Below are 20,085 nucleotides of genomic sequence, written 5' to 3'. Positions count from 1 at the left end.
CCACCGGGGAAACAAGCTCCGCGGTAAGGAAGGGACGACAGTGACCTGCGGGAACAGGGCGACAAAGATCACGATGGGCGAAGAAACCGCACTGAGCAGGGGCTGATCCCGCTTAGACGTGACAATCACATAGTTAGTTCAATGCAAGCGGGTTGCTAGCAGCGTGCACTAACTTCTCCCTATCCGCGAAGTCCACCTTGTGAGTGATCATGCCTGCCAACAATCCCCCTAACCAGTCGCCCGATCCGGGTCAGCAGCCCGACAGGACGATCGCCTACCGTTGGAACGAGGGCGCACAGCCGAACGACCAGCCGCGCACGCAGGCCTACCCGCAGAACGGCCAGCCCGGATACCCACAGCCTTCCGGCGGTTACCAGCAGGGGCAGCCCTACCCGCAGCAGGGCCGGCCCTACCAGCAGCAACAGCAGCCCGGCCACCAGCAGCAGGGCTACGGCCAGCAGCCGTACGGACAGCAGAACTACGGCCAGCAGGCCGGTCAGCCGTACGGACAGCAGCCCGGCCAGCCGTACGGGCAGCAGCAGGGCTACGGCCAGCAGGCATACGGGCAGCAACAGGGCCACGGGCAGCAGGCGGGGAACTGGCAGCAGGGACCCGACTTCCTGAGCGCCGGGCCTCCCCCGGGACCTCCCGCGCGCAAGGGCGGCAAGGGCTGGCTGCTCGCGGTGGTCGCCGCGCTGGTCGTCGCCCTCGTGGGCGGTGGCGGCTTCTTCGCGATCAACCTGCTCAGCGGCGGCGGCGCGCAGCCGCACGACGTACTGCCCGGCAACGCCGTCGGCTACATCCGCCTCGACCTCGACCCGGCCGCGAACCAGAAGGTGGCGCTGTTCAACATCGCCAGGAAGTTCACGGTCACCAAGGACTCCTTCAGCGGCGAGGACCCGCGTAAGGCGATCTTCGACCTGATCAAGAAGGATGCCGACGACCTCGGCAAGGTCGACTACGCCACCGACATCGAGCCCTGGCTCGGCGTCCGCGTCGGCGTGGCCGCGCTGGCCCCGGCCAAGGCCGGCGCCGAGCCCGGCGTCGTGGTGGCCGTCCAGGTCACCGATCAGGACAAGGCCACGGCGGGCATCGCGAAGCTGATGGGCAAGGAGAAGTACGGCATCGCGTTCCGCGACGACTACGCGCTGCTCACCCCGACCCAGGCCGAGGCCGACAAGGCCGTCGCCGCCGAGCCGCTGTCGGGCAACGCCGACTTCTCCGACGACCTGAGCGCCCTCGGCGAGACCGGTGTGCTCTCCTTCTGGGCCGACGCGGGCAAGCTCGCGGAAATGGCCCCCGAACTGGCCGCCCAGGACCCCACCGTCCTCGCCCAGGTCAAGAACGCCCGCGTGGCGGGCGCCCTCCGCTTCGACAGCGAGTACGTCGAGCTCGCGGGCATCAGCCGCGGCGTCGAGAGCCTGGACATGGGCGATCCCGAGCCCTCCAGGATCAGCACGCTTCCCGCCTCCACCGCCGGCGCGATCTCGATCTCGGGTCTCGGCGAGGTGGTCGGCAAGCAGTGGGCGCAGCTCATGAAGTCGGCCGACCAGGCCGCGGGCGGCGGCGTCCAGCAGTTCGCCGACCAGGCCAAGCAGAACTACGGCCTCGCGCTCCCCGACGACCTGGTGACGCTGCTCGGCAAGAACATCACCATCGCCCTCGACTCCAACGGCCTCGACGGCAACCAGCCGAAGTTCGGCGCGAAGATCGTCACCGACCCGGCCAAGGCGCAGGAGGTCGTCGGCAAGATCGAGAGGTTCCTCGCGGACTCCGGGACGGCCGTCCCGCAGCTCGCCAAGGTTCCCGGCGACGGCGTCTTCGTCCTGGGCAGCGCGCAGGACTACGCCGCCGAGCTCAACAAGGACGGTGCCCTGGGCGACAGCGAGACCTTCCAGCTCGCGATCCCCAACGCCGGTGAGGCGACCTTCGCCCTCTACGCCGACCTGGACAAGGTGGAGAACCTCTATCTCGGCAACCTCCAGGGCGACGAGAAGGCCAACCTCCAGGTGCTCCGCGCCGTGGGCGTGAGCGGCACCCAGTCGGGCAACGAGGGGACCTTCTCGATGAGGCTCCTGTTCAACTGATCCTGTTCAACTGATCCACCCGGGCTCCCCGATCTCGTTCGGACCGGACCTCCCCAGATCCCCGGCAGGGCTCCGCCCCGCCGGGGATTCGCCTTTCAACAGGCGGCGGTCAGGCCCAGAGCTGGCCTTCGAGCCGCTCCTCGGCCTCGTCGAGCGTCCCCTCGTAGGCGCCGGTGGACAGGTATTTCCAGCCGCCGTCCGCGACCACGAACACCACGTCGGCCCGCTCCCCCGCCTTGACGGCCTTCGCCGCCACACCGAGCGCGGCGTGCAGGGCGGCACCGGTGGAGACCCCCGCGAAGATGCCCTCGCCGGACAGCAGCTCCCGGGTGCGCCGCAGCGCGTCGGCCGAGGAGACCGAGAACCGCGTGGTCAGGACGTCGGCGTCGTACAGCTCGGGGATGAAGCCCTCGTCCACGTTGCGCAGCCCGTACACCAGCTCGCCGTAACGCGGCTCGGCGGCGACGATCCTCACACCGGGAACGTGCTCGCGCAGGAACCTGCCGACACCCATCAGGGTGCCCGTGGTGCCCAGACCGGCCACGAAGTGGGTGACGGACGGCAGATCCTCCAGGATCTCCGGCCCCGTCGACTCGTAGTGCGAGCGCCAGTTGGCCGGGTTGCCGTACTGGTAGAGCATCACCCAGTCGGGGTTCTCCTCCGCCAGGCCCTTGGCGACCCGCACCGCCTCGTTGGAGCCGCCCGCCGCGGGCGAGGAGATGATCTGCGCCCCCCACATGCGCAGCAGCTGGCGACGCTCCTCCGAGGTGTTCTCCGGCATCACGCAGATCAGCTTGTAGCCCTTGAGCCTGGCCGACATCGCGAGCGAGATGCCGGTGTTGCCGCTCGTGGGTTCGAGGATCGTGCAGCCCGGCTGGAGAAGTCCGTCCTTCTCCGCCTGCTCGATCATCCACAGCGCCGGACGGTCCTTGATCGAACCTGTCGGGTTGCGGTCTTCGAGTTTGGCCCAGATCCGTACGTCCTCCGAGGGCGAGAGCCTGGGCAGGCCGACCAGCGGGGTCCGGCCGACCGATTCGATCAGTGAGTCAAAACGCATGGTGTACGGCTTCCGCCTCGGGTTGACCTTGTGATGACAGACCTGGCGCCTCGGGGTGACAGCCCGAAAACCGCGGCGCGCGCCGCCCGGCCCGGGAGAGCTCTCCGATCTCGCGAAAGATCACAAAACTCCCGCGGTACGGGCGGCGCCACGCGGCTAGCGGGATCCGCCGGCCACGGCGGGCAGGACGGTGACCGTGTCGCCGTCGGCGACCGGGGTCTCCAGCCCGCCCAGAAAGCGGACGTCCTCGTCGTTCAGGTAGACGTTCACGAAGCGGCGCAGCGCGCCCTTGTCCACCAGGCGCTCCTTCAGCCCGGGGTGCCGGACCTCCAGATCGCCGATCAGCTCCTCGAGCGTGGCGCCCTTGGCGTCGACGGCCTTGGCGCCGTCGGTGTAGGTGCGCAGGATGGTCGGAATGCGAACCTCGATGGCCATCGCGGGTCAGTCTCCTTGTGTCGTCATGGGAGTGAGAGGCCCACCGGATCAGAACACCGGTGAGCACCGGGGGATTCCAGAAAAGCCGGTCAGCGACAGTCGTAGACGACGACGAAGGGCGTGTGCGCGAACAGGAAGTTCTGCACGGGCGCGACACCCGCGCGCCGTGCCCGAGGGCCGGGACGCGAGAGCACCACGTCCTCCTGGCTCGGGGCGGCGGTCAGCATGCCCACCAGCTTACCCAAAGGGTTCATTCGTCCTACGGCCGTACCGGACACCGGCCCCGTACGAACCCCGGATGCCACCCGAACACGGAGACGAGGGAGCCGGGACACCAGGGCCCGGAGGTAAGGTCCCCACCCCGGAGGCCCCGGCGCCAGGACCCGAAAAGGTGACGGTCACCCGGAGGTGATCGTCACCTCCTCCTCGCTCACCACGCCGTCGATGATCCGGTACGAGCGGAACTCGGCCTTCTCCCCCAGTTCCTCGCGGGTGGAGACCAGCACGTAGTGGGCGTTCGGCTCGGCGGCGTAGGAGATGTCGGTGCGGGAGGGGTAGGCCTCGGTGGCGGTGTGGGAGTGGTAGATGACCACCGGCTCCTCGTCGCGGTCGTCCATCTCCCGCCAGACACGCAACTGCTCCAGCGAGTCGAACCGGTAGAACGTCGGCGACCGCTCGGCGTTCTCCATCGCGATGAAGCGTTCGGGGGAGTCGGAGCCGACGGGCCCGGCGATCACGCCACAGGCCTCGTCGGGGTGGTCCGCCCGAGCGTGCGCGATGATCCTGTCAACCAGTTCCCGAGAGATGGTGAGCATGACTGGAAGTTACCAAAGGGCGCGGACCAGGGTGTCCTGGAGGTAGGTGAGCCAGTCGTAGATGACGTACGCCGGATAGCGGGGATCGCTCTCCGGCATGTCGGCGATCTCGTCGTGCACCTCCTCGGTCACCTCCAGCCGGGTGCCGAGCGCGAGGCGCACGTCGTTCAGCGCGCGCATCCACGCCTGCGCCTGCTCCCTGGTCAGCTCGACCCTGCCGGCCTCCGCACTGTCGAGCATCGCCTTGGCGTCGGCCCGCTTGCCCTCGCGCAGCGTCGCCTCGGTGTATCTGCGGAACTCGGCGGCCGCCTCACCGTCCTCGTACGCCGAGGGGAAGAGCCGGGCCAGCACCGGATCGTCGGACTGCTCGGAGGGGCCGATGCCGAGCGCCTTCTCCAGGGGGTCGTCACCGGTCTCCCCCGGCTCGATCAGGCCCAGGATCTGCGTGACCAGCGAGCGCAGGATCGATACCTCGGCGGCGTCGAAAACCGTGATCACACCGCCCTCGTGCCCCGGCTTGAACCCCGAACTCATCTCTCGCCCACCATTTCTCGCGGGCACCGCCCGAGACCCGCCCGCCGTTTCGAGTCCTGCCGCTTCGGGCCCGGCCGGTCACCGCGCGACGACAGATGGCGCCCGGCCGCTCGCGCGCTCACGAATCCCGCTGGACGGTGGCCCACAGCCCGTACGAGTGCATGATCTGCGCGTCGCGCTCCATCTCCTCGCGGGTGCCGCTGGAAACCACGGCCTTGCCCTTGTGGTGCACGTCGAGCATCAACTTCTCCGCCTTCTCCTTGGAGTATCCGAAAACGGACTGGAAGACGTACGTCACGTAGGACATCAGGTTGACCGGGTCGTTCCAGACGATCGTCAACCATGGCAGATCGGGCCGTACGTCGATTGACGGACGCTCGACCTCCGTTGGAGCGGTGCTACCCACATTCACCAGTCTGCCCTACCCCGGGCTTAGTCTTCGACTCGTGACAAAGAGCATGAGCACCGCGTTGCTTACCGATCACTATGAGCTGACGATGCTTGAGGCGGCGCTGAGAAGCGGGGCCGCCTCCAGACGGGCGGTTTTCGAGGTGTTCGCGCGCCAGCTGCCCGGCGGGCGGCGCTACGGGGTCGTGGCGGGAACCGGCCGGGTGCTGGACGCGCTGGAGTCCTTCCGCTTCGAGGAGGAGTCGCTGGCGTTCCTGCGGGACAACGAGGTGGTCGACGAGCCCACCCTGGAGTTCCTCGCCGGATACCGGTTCTCCGGGAAAGTGGACGGCTACGGCGAGGGCGAGTGCTACTTCCCCGGTTCCCCGATCATGACGGTGGAGGGCACGTTCGCCGAAGCCGTGCTGCTGGAGACCGTGATCCTGTCGATCCTCAACCACGACTGCGCGATCGCCAACGCCGCCACGCGCATGATCCGCGCCGCCGGGACCAGGCCCCTCATCGAGATGGGCTCGCGGCGCACCCACGAGGCGGCGGCGGTGGCCGCGGCGCGGGCCGCCTACCTGTGCGGGTTCTCCTCCACCTCCAACCTCATGGCGGGCCACGAGTACGGCATACCGACCGCCGGGACCGCCGCCCACGCCTTCACCCTGCTCCACGACTCGGAGGAGCAGGCCTTCCGGGCCCAGATCGCCTCCCTCGGCGCCGACACCACGCTGCTCGTGGACACCTACGACGTGGCCGAGGCCGTGCGGACCGCGGTGGAGCTCGCCGGCCCCTCCCTCGGGGCGGTCCGCCTCGACTCCGGCGACCTCGGCCAGGTCGCCCACGAGGTCCGCGAGCAGCTCGACGCGCTCGGCGCACACAAGACCCGCATCATCGTGACCGGCGACCTCGACGAGTACGCCATCGCCGCGCTCGCCGCCGCGCCCGTGGACGGCTACGGCGTCGGCACGTCGCTGGTCACCGGCTCCGGCTCGCCCACCGCCGCCCTGGTCTACAAGCTCGTCGCCCGCGAGGACGCCGAAGGGGTCATGCGGCCGGTGGCCAAGAAGTCGGTGGGCAAGCCCAGCCGGGGCGGACGCAAGGAGGCGTTCCGCGAGCTCGACGCCGAGGGCACGGCGGCCGCCGAGGTGGTCACCGTCTCCGGCGAGCACCCCTCGAACGCCCGCCCGCTACAGGTTTCGCTGGTCAGGGAGGGGGAGGTCGTCGGCCGCGAGAAGCTGGAGGAGAGCCGCGCGCGGCACCGCGAGGCCGTCGCCGAGCTGCCCTCCAACGCCTATCAGCTGTCCCGGGGCTACGCCGCGATCCCAACCGTGTTTGACTGATCGCATGCCAACAGCGCTGATCATCGTCGACGTCCAGAACGACTTCTGCGAGGGCGGGAGCCTCCCGGTCGGCGGCGGCGCGGAGGTGGCCGCCGCCATCTCGGCACACGCCGCCTCGCACGGCTACGACCACGTCGTGGCCACTCGTGATCATCACATCGACCCCGGCTCCCACTTCGCCGCCGAACCCGACTACGTGACCACCTGGCCCGCCCACTGCGTCGCCGGGACACCCGGCTCCGACTTCCACCCCGCCTTCGACACCTCACGCGTCGAGGAGGTCTTCAGCAAGGGTGCCCACAGCGCCGCCTACAGCGGCTTCGAGGGCGTCACCTCCGACGGGACCTCTCTGGCCGACTGGCTCGGCGAACGCGGCGTGGACGCGGTGGACATCGTCGGCATCGCCACCGACCACTGCGTGCGGGCCACCGCCCTGGACGCGGTCGCGCACGGGCTGTCCGTTCAGGTGCTGCTGGACCTCACCGCCGGGGTGTCCGCCCCCACCACCGAGACCACCCTCGCCGAACTCGGCTCCGCCGGAGCCCGCCTCACGGGCACCCCCGTGGTCCGATCGGCCTGACGATCTCTCAGCTCTTCGGCATCCCCAGGAAGAGGATCATCCGGTCGAGCTTCCCGTCCATGGTCCTGTAGTTCTCCTTGAGCTCGCCGATGTCGTATGCCATGGCCCTCATGTCCTGCTTGACTCCCACGACCTCCTCCTTGACCTCGGCGAGCTCCTCCTTGGTGGCGCACTTCGCCACATCGAGCCGAAGCTCGGCGACATCCTCCTTGACCTCCGCGAGCCCCACCTTCAGCTCAGCCACATCCTCCTTGAGCTCAGCGACATCCCGCTTGACCTCGGCCATCTCCACCTTGAGCTCGGCCACATCCTCCTTGACCTCCGCGAGCCCCACCTTCAGCTCGGCCACATCCTCCTTGACCTCGGCCACCTCGGTCCTGAGCTCAGCGACATCCCGCTTGACTTCAGCCTTGAACTCAGCGATGTCCTGCTTGACCTCAGCCTTGAACTCAGCGATGTCTTCCTTGACATCGGCGAGCTCTTCCTTCGTGGCGCACTTCGCCACATCGAGCCGAATCTCGGCGATCTCCTGCCGGAGTCCGGCGACGTCGTCCTTGGTGGCGAGGGTGTCCATCCTCGCCATGATCTGCTCGAACATCGGAGCCACGTACTCCATGATCTCGGTACGGATCATCTCGGCCAACACTTGTCCTCTTTGAAAGCGTTGCGGGGGAACCCGGTGGCGGGCCCGGGGTAGTGACAGCGACACGCTACCAGCGACGCCTACTCTGAGCATTCGAACGATTACCGGATCGGCATGGATGGGCAAACAGCACCATCACCGGTGGCGGCAGGAGTATCACGGAGAGTTGATACCTCTTACTACCGGTGGTGATCTCATATGTTCGTGCTCGGCGTCTCCTGGCTGATCCTGACCCCGCTGTGCCTGTGGAATTTGTTTCGCGGAGGGACGCTGGTACGGCTGACGAGCGTGCTCTCGCTGGTCGCGCTGGAGGCGGCCACGGTCTGGGCCACCACCGTCGTCCAGGTTCCCGCCCCAACTCCGATCACCGCGCTCCCGCGCCCGGCGGCCCTGACCGGCTCCCTGGCAGGCCCTCCGGCCGGATCCCGGATCGCCCCCCGGACCGAGTCCTGGATCCGGCCTCGGTCCCCGCTCGCGCCGTCCCGGGTGCCCGCACCGCTTCCGGACGCGGCGCGGCAGGGTATGTGGGACACGCGGGGAGCGCAGGCGGTGCGAGGGGAGCGGGTACCAGGCAACGGGCCCGGTGTCTCCTCCGGCAGGCGGGGCCTCTCCTGCCGGGGACGGATGCCCGCTCCGGAGCGGGTGCGGCTGGCTCGCCGTCAGGGCGCACCACGGGGCGTGACGCTCTTCTGGAAGGCCAGAGCCGACGAGTGCGACACCGCGACCGTGGTCCTGCACCACGAAAATCGCACGATCAAGGTCTGGATGCGGGAGGACAGGGCACGCAGACGCTCCTCCGGCGCCACCACGTGGCCCGTGAGCGTCGCCGGCGGCGTCGCCTCCCTGGAGGTGCCGCTCACGGTACCGGTGCGCGACACGGGGGCGTTCAGGGCGATCGACGGGCGGACCGGCAGGCCGATCGCCCTCGCCAGGCCGGGTCGCGTACCGGAGGAGCCGTCCACGGCCCGGTGAGTCCGGTGATCCAGGGCCCCGGCTCGCCCGAACCGCTCGGTTCGCCGTTCAGGGCGACCCGTACCGCCCGGATCTCCGGACCGGGCGCACCCTCGTCAGGACAGGTGGCCGGGCCGAGAGTGCGCCCGGCGACCGGACCCGGCTCGAACCCCCGACCGGATGGCCTGGCCGGGGAACCCTCGCCGAGGTGATCGAGGTCGAGTTCACCGGATCAGGTGGAAGGCCGCCCGACCCGGTGGCCGGGTCAGTGGGAGCGCTGGGTGGCCCAGTGGCGGATCTTGCCGATCCGCTCCTGGATCTGCTCGGCGGAGGCCTGCGCGATGGCGGGTCCGCCGCAGGCCCTGCGGAGCTCTGCGTGAATGACTCCGTGAGGCTGGCCGGTGCGGTGGTTCCAGGCGCCGACGAGGCCGTTGAGCTCCCTGCGGAGGTTGGCGATCAGCTCGTGCGGGGCGAGGTCCGGCTCCTTGGGCTCGGGATTTTTCCGCTTGGCCTTCAGCTGGTCGGACTGGCGCTTGCTCAGCAGGGTGCGGACCTGGTCGGGCTCCAGAAGGCCCGGCAGGCCGAGAAAGTCCTCCTCCTCGGGGGAGCCGGTCTCCGCGGCGCTGCCGAACTCGCCGCCGTCGAAGAGGACCCGGTCGAACGTGGCGACCGCCTCCAGCGTCTCGAACGGCAGCTCGTCGCCCACGACGTCGGGATTGTCCTTCTTACGCTGGGCGTCCTCCAGCAGGAAGTCGTCCAGCCCCTCCTCGGCGGGCTTGCGGTCGAGCACGTGGTCGCGCTCGGCCTCCATCTCCCCCGCCAGGCCCATCAGGGTCGGCACGGAGGGCACGAAGACCGACGCGGTCTCGCCCCGTTTACGGGCGCGGACGAAGCGTCCGACGGCCTGGGCGAAGAACAGCGGGGTCGAGATGCTCGTCGCGTAGACGCCGACGGCGAGGCGCGGGATGTCGACCCCTTCCGAGACCATCCGGACCGCGACCAGCCAGCGCTGCTCGGAGGCGGAGAACTCCTTGATCTTCTTGGAGGCCGTGGGGTCGTCGGAGAGCACGACCGTGGCGCCCTCTCCGGTGATGGTCCGGATGTGGCGGGCGTAGGCGCGCGCGGTCTCGTGGTCGGTCGCGATGACCAGGGCACCGGCGTCGGGCACGCCCCTGCGCACCTCGGTCAGGCGCCGGTCCGCCGCCCGGAGGACCTGACGGATCCACTCGCCCTTCGGGTCGAGTGCGGCCCGCCACGCCTGGCCGAGCTGGTCCTTGGTGAGCGGGGTGCCGAGGGTCGCGGCGATCTCGTCGCCCGCGCGGGTCCGCCAGCGCATCTCACCGGCGTAGGCGAGGAAGATGACCGGCCTGACGACGCCGTCGGCGAGTGCCGGGCCGTACCCGTAGGAGTAGTCGGAGACGCTGCGCCGGACCCCGTCGCCGTCCTCGGCGTAGGTGACGAAGGGGATCGGGTTGACGTCGGACCTGAAGGGGGTCCCGGTCAGGGCGAGGCGTCTGGCGGCCGGCTCGAACGCCTCCCGCACGCCGTCGCCCCAGGATTTCGCGTCGCCCGCGTGGTGGATCTCGTCGAAGATCACGAGCGTCTTGCGAGCCTCGGTGCGGGCGCGGTGCAGCGCCGGGTGCATGGAAACCTGGGCGTAGGTGATGGCCACCCCGATGTAGTCACGGGAGGTCGCGCCCTGACTGTTCTTGAACTCGGGGTCGATCGCGATGCCGACCCTGCTCGCGGCGTCCGCCCACTGCTGCTTGAGGTGCTCCGTGGGTGTGACGATCGTCACAGCCCGGATGATCCCTCGTGACAGGAGGTCGCTGGCGATGCGGAGCGCGAAGGTCGTCTTGCCCGCACCCGGTGTGGCGACCGCGAGGAAGTCGCGCGGCGCACGGCTGGAGTACAGGTCAAAGGCCTCCTGCTGCCACGCGCGAAGCTTCGGCGCGGTGCCCCAGGCGGCACGGTCCGGATATGAGGGCGAGAGGTGGGATGCGGCGAAAGTGCTCACAGTGTCCCCAGGGTAATCTGCGCCGCCGACAAGACGTGCCGATCGGCCGAGATCCTCGCCAAGGTCGTCCCTTCGTGCTATTGGCCCGCGGAGCGGAGATCGTCGAATCGCGGAGCCTGCCTCGCGCGACGCCCGCTCAGCACGAGCCAGCTCACCACAGGCCCGCTCACCACAAGCCCGCTCACCGCAGGCCCGCGATCACCGTGTCGATCTCGGCCCTCGACACGGGGTCGTCCGGCTGGGTCATCGCGACCACGACCACCGGGCGCTTTCCCGCCCCCGTGAGGAAGACCACACGCAGGTACGCCGGCCGGTTCACCACGTCCAGGTACTCCGCGCGCAGGGCGCGGGTGTGCCCGGTACGCGCGCCCACGGTGATCTCCGTGTCGTCCACGACCTTCACCTCGTCACCGTGGAGCAGGAGCCGCGCGTACAGGTCGCTGAGTTCGGTGGTGGTGGCGCGCGCGTCGTTCGCGGGCTCGGCGGGCATGACCATCACGGTCGTGTTGACGCCGTCGCCCGCGGCCGAGGTGAACTCCGTGACCGGCGGCACCGTACCGGTGAGCCAGCGCTCCGGCAGCGGGTAGCTCACCCCCGCGACCGGATCGTCCACCCGCTCCGGCGGCGGGGAGGGCAGTGCCCGCAGGGACAGTACGGCCACCACGGCGATGACGCCGGCACCGGCGGCCAGGGTGAGCAGTACGAGCAGCACACGGCGCAGGCGCCCGGGGCGACGCTCGGGAGGGGCGATGGGCGTGCCGTACCAGCGGGCGGAGGGCGGCAGGTCGTCGCCGGGCTCGGGGATGCGGGGAGGCCAGGTCAGACTGGAGCGGGCGTCGGACGGCTCGTCCTCCGGCGGCGGCCAGGGGCGATACTCGTCGTCCTCGGGCGCCGGCCAGGGGCGGCGCTCGTCGTCGAGGTCCGGGTCGGTGGGCGGCCACACCTGATCCTCGGCCGCCCGCGCGGCCCTGCGGGCCCGCCTTGACCGGCGCCGCCCGCCACGGCCGGGCTCGTCGGGCGGGTCCGACCGGCGAGGTCGTTCGTGCACGGGACCTCCTCCCCGGCGGCGACGGTCCTACCGTCCTACCACGCATCGGGGGGCGTGACCCGGCTATGGGTGATCGCTGTTACGAGAGTGACCAATGAGTCATGAGATGTCCCTCATACGCCGGGCGACGACGACCCCGAAGAGGCCGATGGAGGCCATCAGGGCGACGATCGTGGTGTAGCCGGTGGCGATGTCGTCGTGGCCGATCAGGTTGACCAGGACTCCGCCGAAGCCGATGGTGATCGCGCTGCCCAGGGTGTCGACGACCTGGAGGGCGGCGGAGTTGGCGCCCTGCTCGGCGTCGGGCGACTGACGCATCGCGGTGACGTTGACGCTGGTAACGCCGATGCCCATGCCGAATCCCGCGATGACCCAGGCGGGCACGGTGACCCAGCCGCTGACCCCGGGCACGAGCGCGAGCAGGGTCGTCAGGATGCCCACGGTGATCGCGACGGCGCCGATCCGCACCAGCAGTGGCCTGTCGTACGAGCGGCGGGTCTGCAGGTAGGAGCCGCTGGTCCAGCCTATGGCGCCGAGGGTGAGCGCGACCCCCGCCCCGGCGACGGAGAAGCCGTGCACCTCGGTGAGGAGCAGCGGGATGAAGGCGTTGACCCCGAAGAACGCCGAGGCGAGCACGCCGCGCATCATGACCGTGGTGGGCAGGCCGCGGCCGAACCTGAGGGCACGGGGAGGCAGCAGTCTCGGCAGGCCCGAAGCGAGGAGGGCGAGCCCCGCGGCGGTGGCGATCCCTCCCGGTGTCGGGGCCTCGTGGAGACGGCCCACCCCGTACAGCAGGATCCCGCCGCCGCACGCGGTGGCGGTGGCGGCCAGGGTCATCGCCAGCGGCCTGGAGCGGGGTCCTGAGGAGGGCTCGGGCATCGGGCCGCCGACGCGCAGGGCGGGCAGGAGCATCACGAGGGCGGGGACGACCAGCGGCACGATGCCGTAGAAGACCCACCTCCATCCCGCGGTCTCGGCGATGATCCCGGTGAGACCCGGCCCGATCAGGGCGGGAAGCACCCAGGCCGCCGAGAGCGCGGCGAATATCCGGGGCCTGGTCGCCGGAACGTAGACCCGCGCGATCATCACGTAGATCGCGACGACGACGGCGCCGCCACCGAGGCCCTGTACGGCCCGCGCGACGATGAACAGTTCCTTGGACGCGGCGGCTCCGGCCATGACCATACCGGCGGTGAACAGCCCCACCCCGAGCAGGAACGGCCAGGCGTGCCCCCGCCGGTCGGACCAGAGCCCGGCGACGACGTTGGCGAGCAGGCCGGCGATGAGGAAGGCCGAGAAGCTCACCCCGTACAGGTCGAGGGCGTCGAGGTCCGCGGAGACGGCGGGCATGACCGTGCTCACGGACATGCCCTCGAAGGCGATCAGCGTGACGACGAGCAGAATGCCCAGGGAGGCGGTCCGGTATTCGGGACCGAAGATCCGGGGGGATTCGTATGGAGCGTCGACTGTCTTCGGTGCTGTCACCCGTCAAGGGTAGTGTTCGCCCCTCGGCCTCGGTAGACGGCCCACATCTCCTGCATCCTGGCGGCCTGGCCCACGGTGAACCCGGACATGCAGCGGTCGTCGGAGTAGTCCATGAAGTTGTGGATCGGGTCGGGTCCGCCGCCCTTGCAGGTGTCCTTGAGCAGCGGGCAGCCCTCGGTGGGCTGTCCCTCGGGCTCGGTGTCGGCCACGCCGTCGCCGGGCGGCTCGCAGCCCTTCTCGAAGGTGTGCAGCAGCCCGAGCCAGTGCCCGATCTCGTGGACGCCGGTGTATCCCCGGTCGAAGCTGCGCATCGCCCCGCCGGGCAGGCTCCGCCAGTCGACGACCACCCCGTCGAGGGCCGGCTCCTTGGCGTACCCGTGGGGATAGGTGGAGTAGCCGAGCACCAGCTCACCGAGCTGGGCGAGATAGAGGTTGAGGGTCTCGGGGCCGCCCCTGCGCATCCGCTTGATCATCCGCTCGTGGGTGACGGGCTCGCGGAACCAGGTCGCGCTGACGGTACGGGTGACGCCGTCCAGCCTGAACCGGATCCCGGTGTCCGCGCCACCGAGCTGCCCGGAGTAGGCGGCGTTGAGCGTGGTGATCTGGGCGCGTACGGCGGCGTCGGGCGCGCCGAGCCTGCCGTCGGTGAGGACGTGCACCCAGGTGGGCACGGTGATGGGGAGCGCGGGCCTGAGCGGGTTCGGCCCACGCCGCCCGCCTGCGGGCGCGAGGGACGGCGCGGGCGCGTGTCGCGGCACCACGGAGCGGGCGGCCCACCCGGAGGGATCGGGGGCACACCCCGGTGGCCCGGAGGCGGCGCTTCCCCGGCCGGGAACGACGGGAACGGGAGATGAGGCTCCCACCGTGAACAGGCATGCGGAAACAACGGCGATCGCACGCCGAAACATGGACTCCCCCGACAGATCCCAGGCGCTGGACGTTCGCCGTTCTCCGGCGGCATCCCGACCGTAACCTCATCTGTGGCGATCACCCATGAGCAACACTCACTCGTTGTTGCCGTCTTCGCCCTTCGGAAGTCCCGAGTAGATCTCCTTGCACTCCGGGCAGACCGGGAACTTCTGGGGGTCGCGGTTCGGCACCCAGACCTTCCCGCAGAGCGCGCGGACCGGGGTCCCGCTCAACGCGCTCTCCATGATCTTGTTCTTCTCGACGTAGTGGGCGAAGCGCTCGTGGTCGCCGTCGCCGTGCGACAGGTCCGGGCGGACGTCGCTCTCAGGGAGAATCTTCGTACTCACCCTCGCGATTTTATGCCCGTACCGCCGCGCCCGGGGCACCGGCGGTCGGTCGGGCGCGAAACACGACCCATCGGCGCCGGAGCGACATCCCGGGATCGGCCGCCCGGGCGGTGATCCCGATGATCGTCCGGACCCGGCGGCGGGTGCGGAGCGGGGGCTAGTTCATCGAGGGGTCGTCGGGGCAGGTGGCCACGTAGGCGAGCTCGCCTCTCTGACGGCGCAGCACCGCCCGCCACAGCGACTCGGGCTCGTGGTGGAAGGTGTCGCCGGGCTCGGAGTCCACGACGTACCAGGCGCCCTCGCCGATCTCGCTCTCCAGCTGCCCCGCCGACCATCCGGCGTACCCGGCGAAGATGCGCATCTGGGCGATCTCCCCGGCGAGGATCTCCGGCGGCGCGTCGAGGTCGACGGTGCCGAGCCTGGAGACGGCCGCGGTGCCCGCGTGCAACCGCCGCCAGCCGAGCGGTTCCTGCCCGCTCGGGACGGCGGCCAGCGCGAGGGCGCTGTCCGTCTGGACGGGACCGCCCTGGAACAGCACGGACGGGCCGGTGACCATGGTGTCCCAGGTGGGGAGCACCTGGGTCACCGAGATGTCGCTCGGTCTGTTGAGCACTACGCCCAGGGTGCCGCCGTCGAGATCGTGTTCCAGCACCAGGACCACGCTGCGCCGGAAGTTGGGATCCTCCAGCTGCGGGGTCGCCACCAGAAGCCCACCGACGTAGATCGCCTCCGCCATGCCTCCATAATGAGGGGTGAACCCCCTTTCGCGCTGCTCCACCCGCTGTTCCGATGGTTCGGACCCCGCTCAGTGTCACGTGACGCGCATGTGAGGGCACCGCGCGAGACGAGAAGGGCGGCGGGGGCGGAAGAAGAGGGCCTTCAGCCCTCTTCTTCCGCCCCCGCCGTGCCCGTGGACCGCGCGGTCACGCCTCCGTCATGCCCGTACGTGCCCGGCCACCGGCCGACTCGCGCACGGCCGCCGCGACGGCGCCCGACACGTCCGGGTGGAAGACGCTGGGGATGATGTAGTTGGGACCGAGCTCCTCGGGGGTCACCACGGCGGCGAGCGCCTTGGCCGCGGCCAGCAGCATCTCCTGGCTGACCACGGTGGCCTGGGCGTCGAGCAGACCGCGGAAGACGCCGGGGAAGGCGAGCACGTTGTTGATCTGGTTCGGGTAGTCGGAGCGGCCGGTGGCGACCACGGCCGCGTACTCGCGGGCGTCGTCGGGCGAGATCTCCGGCTCGGGGTTGGCGAGCGCGAAGACCACGGCGTCCTTCGCCATCGAGGCGATGTCGTCGCCGTTGAGGATGCCGGGCGCGGACACGCCGATGAACACGTCGGCCCCCTTGACCGCGCCGCGCAGGTCACCGGAGTAGCCCTCGGTGTTGGTGTGGTCGGCGATCCACTGGAGCGAGTCGTCCAGGTCCTGGCGGCCGCGGTGCACGGCGCCCAGGTAGTCGCAGACGACCACGTTGCGGGCGCCCGCCGCGAGCAGCAGGCGCAGCACCGCCGTACCGGCCGCGCCCGCGCCCGCCAGGGCGATGCGGACCTCGCCCAGGTCCTTGCCGACCACGCGCAGCGCGTTGGTGAGCGCGGCCAGCACGCAGATCGCGGTGCCGTGCTGGTCGTCGTGGAAGACCGGGATGTCCAGCAGGTCGCGCAGCCGCCGCTCGACCTCGAAGCAGCGCGGGGCCGAGATGTCCTCAAGGTTGATGCCGCCGAAGCCGGGGGCGATGATCTGCACCGTGCGCACGATCTCGTCGACGTCCTGGGTGTCCAGGCAGATCGGCCAGGCGTCGATGTCGGCGAACCGCTTGAACAGCGCGGCCTTGCCCTCCATCACGGGGAGCGCGGCGGCCGGGCCGATGTTGCCCAGGCCGAGCACTGCCGAGCCGTCGGTGACGACGGCGACGGTGTTGCGCTTGATGGTGAGGCGGCGGGCGTCCTCGGGGTTGCGGGCGATCGCCATGGAGACCCGGGCGACGCCGGGCGTGTAGGCCATGGAGAGCTCGTCACGGTTGCGCAGCGGCACCTTCGACCGCATCTCGATCTTGCCGCCGAGATGCATGAGGAAGGTCCGGTCCGAGACCTTGTGGATGACGACGCCCTCGACGCCCTCCAGCTTGTCGACGATCGCCTGCGCGTGGTCGGTGTCACGCGCGGCACAGGTGACGTCGATGCGCAGCGTTTCATGTCCGGCCGTGGTCACGTCGAGCGCGGTGACCACACCTCCGGCGGACTCTACGGCGTGGGTGAGCTGGCTGACGGCATTGCCGCCTGCGGGCACCTCCAGGCGCACGGTGATGGAGTACGACACACTCGGCACGGTGGCCACAGCCAATCCGCTCCTTTGCGACTGACTTTGGTTGGGATGCCTTCCATCGTGCCATCCCGTCGTGGGTGAGCGCGCCTGTGTCGGCCGACCTGCACATATAGATGCGGTCACGACATACTTCACGCCGCCCGGCCCCCGCCGAGGAGACGTGAGCCGGGCTCCGAGGGCCGTCGATCACTCAGAACAGGGCGCTGGCCAGGTTTCTGCGGGCCCTGCCGATGGACGGGTCGTCCCCGGGGAGCGTGTCGAACAGCCCGAGCAGGTGCACCCTGGCCGTGTCGCGGTCGGCGCCCGAGGTGCGGCGCACCACGTCGACGAGCCGGTCGAAGGCCTTGTCCACCTCGCCGGAGAGCATCTCGAAGTCGGCGGCGAGGAGCTGGGCCTCGACGTCGGCGGGGTCGGCCAGCCGGCGCTGCACATCGGCGGGGTCGACGTCCTGGGTGCGGCGGATCAGGCCGAGCCCGGCCAGGCCCAGTTTGGCGTCCTGGTTGTTCGGCGAGCGGGCCAGCAGCCGCTCGTACGCGGCCACCGCGCCGTCGAGGTCGCCGGCGTCGATCGCCTGCTCGGCGGCGAGCACGTCCGGGTCGACCGGAGGCTCCTGCGGCTGCGGCTCCTCACCTGCCGCGGCCTCCTCACCGGGGGGCGGGAGATACTGGGCAAGCGCCTCCATCAGCTGCGACAGCCAGTCGCGCAGCTGCGGCTCGGTGGCGATGCCCGGGACGACGGCCACCGGCTGCCCCTGGAAGATGGCGTACAGGGCGGGCACGTTCTGCACCCGGAGCGCCTGCGCGATCTGAGGGCTGAGCTCGACGTCGACCCTGGCCAGGACCCACCGGCCGGCGTTCTCCGCGGCCAGTTTCTCCAGCAGCCCGCTGTACTGCTTGGCCTGCTCGGCACGGGTGACGGTGAGCTCCAGCAGCACGAGGCCGTTCATGGAGCGTTCGACGACCTCGGTCGCGAAGTTGGCGTCGTCGACGTCGATGACCGGCGCCGGAACACCGCCGGTTTCCTGCGCGGCGGTCTCCCGCCGCGCCTGTGCCTCAAGTGCCTGCTTGCGAGCGCCGAGATCGACGGCGCCGTAGAGCGATCCGGGTCGAGTGAAGTCCGCTGGGCTCATGACTCCAATCCTGCCGCATCCCGGCCGGTGCCCCGACGCGCCACCGCTAGAAGCGGGCAGGTTCGGTGTATACGCCCCATTCGTCGCGCAGTGCGTCGCAGATCTCGCCCAGCGTCGCCTCGGCCCTGACCGCGTCGAGCATGGCGGGGATCATGTTGCCCTCCCCCTTCGCGACCTGTGTCATCGCGGCGAGGGCGGCGTCCACGGCCGCCTGGTCACGAGTGGCTCGGCGCTCGGCCAGGACGCGGTTCTGCTCGCGCTCGACCTCGTGGCTGACCCGGAGGATTTCCAGCGGCTCGTCGATGGAGGCGGTGTGACAGTTCACCCCGACGATCCTCTTCTCGCCCTTCTCCAGCTTCCGCTGGTAGTCGAAGGCCGCCTCGGCGATCTCGGACATGAACCAGCCGTCCTCGATGCCGCGCAGGATGCCCGAGGTCATCGTGCCGTCCGAACCCATGTCCCTGATCCTCGTGAAGATCGCCTCGGCCTCGGCCTCCAGCCGGTCGGTCAGCGCCTCCACGTACCAGGACCCGCCGAGCGGATCGGCGACGTTGACGATCTCGGTCTCCTCCATGAGCACCTGCTGGGTGCGCAGCGCGATCTCGGCCGCCTTCTCCGAGGGCAGCGCGAGGACCTCGTCGAGCGCGTTGGTGTGCAGCGAGTTGGTGCCGCCGAGCACCGCCGCGAGCGCCTCGACCGCGGTGCGCACCACGTTGTTGTACGGCTGCTGCGCGGTCAGCGACACCCCGGCCGTCTGGGTGTGGAAGCGCAGCCACTGGGCCTTGTCGGTCTTCGCGCCGTAGACGTCGCGCAGCCACCGCGCCCAGATCCGCCGGGCGGCCCTGAACTTGGCGATCTCCTCGAAGAAGTCGATGTGGGCGTCGAAGAAGAAGGACAGGCCGGGGGCGAAGACGTCGACGTCCAGGCCGCGCGACAGGCCCAGCTCCACGTAGCCGAACCCGTCGGCCAGCGTGAAGGCCAGCTCCTGCGCGGCCGTGGACCCCGCCTCGCGGATGTGGTAGCCGGAGACGCTGAGCGGCTTGTACGCGGGGATCTCGGCGGCGCAGAACTCCATCAGGTCGCCGATGAGCCGCAGGTGCGGCTCGGGGGCGAACAGCCACTCCTTCTGGGCGATGTACTCCTTGAAGATGTCGGTCTGCAGGGTCCCGTTGAGCTTCCCGACGGGCACCCCCTGCCGCTCGGCCGCGACGACGTACATGCAGAAGATCGGGACGGCGGGGCCGCTGATCGTCATCGAGGTGGTGGTCTCGCCGAGCGGGATGCCGTCGAAGAGCAGGTCCATGTCCAGCGCGGAGTCGATCGCCACACCGCAGTGGCCGACCTCGCCGAGCGAGCGCGGGTCGTCGGAGTCGCGGCCCATCAGCGTCGGCATGTCGAAGGCGACGCTCAGCCCGCCACCTCCCGCGCCGAGGATCATCTTGTAGCGCTCGTTGGTCTGCTTGGCGTTGCCGAATCCGGCGAACTGCCGGATGGTCCACGCCTTGCCCCGGTAACCGGTGGGGTGCAGACCACGCGTGAACGGATACTCCCCCGGCCAGCCGATGCGCTCCATGCGCGGATCGCCGCCCTCGGGGCCGTAGACCGGGTCCACGTCGATCCCGGAGAGGGTGCGGAACTCCGCCTCGCGCTTGCGCGCCCCGTCGAAGCGCGCCTGCCAGCGCGCCCGCCCCGCCTCGACTCGCTCAGCGTCCATGGCCGACTCCCTTGTATGGCATGTGGCTTCTTATCCGGCTTGTGGCCTCACCCAGATACTAGGACGTCCTAGTAATTCTTGGCCAGGCGCGCGACCGCCCGCCACCGGGAACACACAGCGTCGCCGTCAGCCCGTGAGGCCGCGCCGGCGACTGGACCGAGGAGAGGAAGGTCGTGAGGAACGAGCGATCTTCCCCGACGAGGGAAGGAGCCGCACAAGAGCCGCCTCACCGCGACGCGCAGCGTCGCCAACAAACTTGTGAGGCCGCGCCGGG

20 protein-coding genes are annotated in these 20,085 nt (G+C 70.1%); 4 read left to right on the top strand and 16 right to left on the bottom strand.

All coding sequences use genetic code 11. The features are described 5' to 3' along the window. The first annotated feature begins 209 nt into the window (after window positions 1–209). Complete coding sequence (locus tag AB0B90_RS25630; RefSeq protein WP_362925136.1) at window positions 210–2,087, top strand: DUF3352 domain-containing protein; 1,878 nt, start codon at window positions 210–212, stop codon at window positions 2,085–2,087. Between the two features lie 109 nt (window positions 2,088–2,196). Here the strand turns inward: AB0B90_RS25630 and AB0B90_RS25625 are convergent, their stop codons facing one another. From AB0B90_RS25625 to clpS, 6 genes are all read right to left on the bottom strand, one after another. Then, window positions 2,197–3,144, bottom strand: a complete 948-nt coding sequence (locus AB0B90_RS25625) for a cysteine synthase (RefSeq protein WP_350949843.1) — start codon at window positions 3,142–3,144, stop codon at window positions 2,197–2,199. A gap of 156 nt (window positions 3,145–3,300) precedes the next feature. Beyond that, on the bottom strand, window positions 3,301–3,579 hold the full coding sequence (locus AB0B90_RS25620) for a MoaD/ThiS family protein (RefSeq protein WP_350949844.1): 279 nt from the start codon (window positions 3,577–3,579) through the stop codon (window positions 3,301–3,303). Window positions 3,580–3,668: 89 nt separating this feature from the next. Then, a complete protein-coding gene (locus AB0B90_RS25615; protein ID WP_350949845.1) occupies window positions 3,669–3,833 on the bottom strand; it encodes a hypothetical protein in 165 nt (54 codons plus the stop codon). Window positions 3,834–3,977: 144 nt separating this feature from the next. Then, window positions 3,978–4,394, bottom strand: a complete 417-nt coding sequence (locus AB0B90_RS25610) for a M67 family metallopeptidase (RefSeq protein ID WP_350949846.1) — start codon at window positions 4,392–4,394, stop codon at window positions 3,978–3,980. Window positions 4,395–4,403: 9 nt separating this feature from the next. Then, complete coding sequence (locus tag AB0B90_RS25605) at window positions 4,404–4,928, bottom strand: DUF2017 domain-containing protein (protein ID WP_350949847.1); 525 nt, start codon at window positions 4,926–4,928, stop codon at window positions 4,404–4,406. A gap of 118 nt (window positions 4,929–5,046) precedes the next feature. Next, a complete protein-coding gene (clpS, locus tag AB0B90_RS25600; RefSeq protein WP_329091067.1) occupies window positions 5,047–5,334 on the bottom strand; it encodes an ATP-dependent Clp protease adapter ClpS in 288 nt (95 codons plus the stop codon). 40 nt (window positions 5,335–5,374) lie between these two features. Between clpS and AB0B90_RS25595 the strand changes: the two genes are divergently transcribed. Then, window positions 5,375–6,664, top strand: coding sequence for a nicotinate phosphoribosyltransferase (locus AB0B90_RS25595; RefSeq protein ID WP_350949848.1), 1,290 nt, complete (start codon window positions 5,375–5,377; stop codon window positions 6,662–6,664). A 4-nt stretch (window positions 6,665–6,668) separates the two neighbouring features. Continuing rightward, window positions 6,669–7,244 carry an isochorismatase family protein gene (locus AB0B90_RS25590; RefSeq protein WP_350949849.1) on the top strand — a complete coding sequence of 192 codons (576 nt, stop codon included), beginning with the start codon at window positions 6,669–6,671 and terminating at the stop codon, window positions 7,242–7,244. A 7-nt stretch (window positions 7,245–7,251) separates the two neighbouring features. On the opposite strand, the gene AB0B90_RS25585 is transcribed toward AB0B90_RS25590, so the two are convergent. Beyond that, window positions 7,252–7,890, bottom strand: a complete 639-nt coding sequence (locus tag AB0B90_RS25585; RefSeq protein ID WP_362925133.1) for a hypothetical protein — start codon at window positions 7,888–7,890, stop codon at window positions 7,252–7,254. Between the two features lie 195 nt (window positions 7,891–8,085). Between AB0B90_RS25585 and AB0B90_RS25580 the strand changes: the two genes are divergently transcribed. Beyond that, a complete protein-coding gene (locus AB0B90_RS25580) occupies window positions 8,086–8,859 on the top strand; it encodes a hypothetical protein (RefSeq protein ID WP_350949851.1) in 774 nt (257 codons plus the stop codon). A 244-nt stretch (window positions 8,860–9,103) separates the two neighbouring features. Here AB0B90_RS25580 and AB0B90_RS25575 read toward each other — a convergent pair whose 3' ends face one another. From AB0B90_RS25575 to AB0B90_RS25535, 9 genes are all read right to left on the bottom strand, one after another. Next, on the bottom strand, window positions 9,104–10,855 hold the full coding sequence (locus AB0B90_RS25575) for a DEAD/DEAH box helicase (RefSeq protein ID WP_362925131.1): 1,752 nt from the start codon (window positions 10,853–10,855) through the stop codon (window positions 9,104–9,106). Between the two features lie 181 nt (window positions 10,856–11,036). Then, window positions 11,037–11,903 (bottom strand): hypothetical protein, encoded by an 867-nt coding sequence (locus tag AB0B90_RS25570; RefSeq protein ID WP_362925129.1) that lies wholly within the window; start codon window positions 11,901–11,903, stop codon window positions 11,037–11,039. Window positions 11,904–12,002: 99 nt separating this feature from the next. Further along, the gene (locus tag AB0B90_RS25565) at window positions 12,003–13,388 is read right to left on the bottom strand and encodes an MFS transporter (RefSeq protein WP_350949854.1); all 1,386 of its coding nucleotides are present in this window, start codon (window positions 13,386–13,388) and stop codon (window positions 12,003–12,005) included. Beyond that, window positions 13,385–14,149, bottom strand: coding sequence for a zinc metalloprotease (locus AB0B90_RS25560; RefSeq protein ID WP_350949855.1), 765 nt, complete (start codon window positions 14,147–14,149; stop codon window positions 13,385–13,387). The genes AB0B90_RS25565 and AB0B90_RS25560 overlap by 4 nt, the downstream gene beginning before the upstream one ends. A gap of 243 nt (window positions 14,150–14,392) precedes the next feature. Next, the gene (locus AB0B90_RS25555) at window positions 14,393–14,644 is read right to left on the bottom strand and encodes a DUF3039 domain-containing protein (protein WP_350949856.1); all 252 of its coding nucleotides are present in this window, start codon (window positions 14,642–14,644) and stop codon (window positions 14,393–14,395) included. A 157-nt stretch (window positions 14,645–14,801) separates the two neighbouring features. Then, window positions 14,802–15,380: a YqgE/AlgH family protein gene (locus AB0B90_RS25550; RefSeq protein ID WP_329091052.1), complete on the bottom strand. Its 579-nt coding sequence runs from the start codon at window positions 15,378–15,380 to the stop codon at window positions 14,802–14,804. A 187-nt stretch (window positions 15,381–15,567) separates the two neighbouring features. Next, a complete protein-coding gene (locus tag AB0B90_RS25545) occupies window positions 15,568–16,980 on the bottom strand; it encodes an NAD-dependent malic enzyme (protein ID WP_350948599.1) in 1,413 nt (470 codons plus the stop codon). A gap of 178 nt (window positions 16,981–17,158) precedes the next feature. After that, on the bottom strand, window positions 17,159–18,097 hold the full coding sequence (locus AB0B90_RS25540; protein ID WP_362897560.1) for a tetratricopeptide repeat protein: 939 nt from the start codon (window positions 18,095–18,097) through the stop codon (window positions 17,159–17,161). A 46-nt stretch (window positions 18,098–18,143) separates the two neighbouring features. Next, window positions 18,144–19,811, bottom strand: a complete 1,668-nt coding sequence (locus AB0B90_RS25535; protein ID WP_350948597.1) for a methylmalonyl-CoA mutase family protein — start codon at window positions 19,809–19,811, stop codon at window positions 18,144–18,146. Between the last annotated feature and the right edge of the window lie 274 nt (window positions 19,812–20,085).

This window comes from Streptosporangium sp. NPDC049078 (genome assembly GCF_040648855.1).
GTDB lineage: Bacteria > Actinomycetota > Actinomycetes > Streptosporangiales > Streptosporangiaceae > Streptosporangium.
This window is presented reverse-complemented; position numbering and strand designations above follow the sequence as displayed.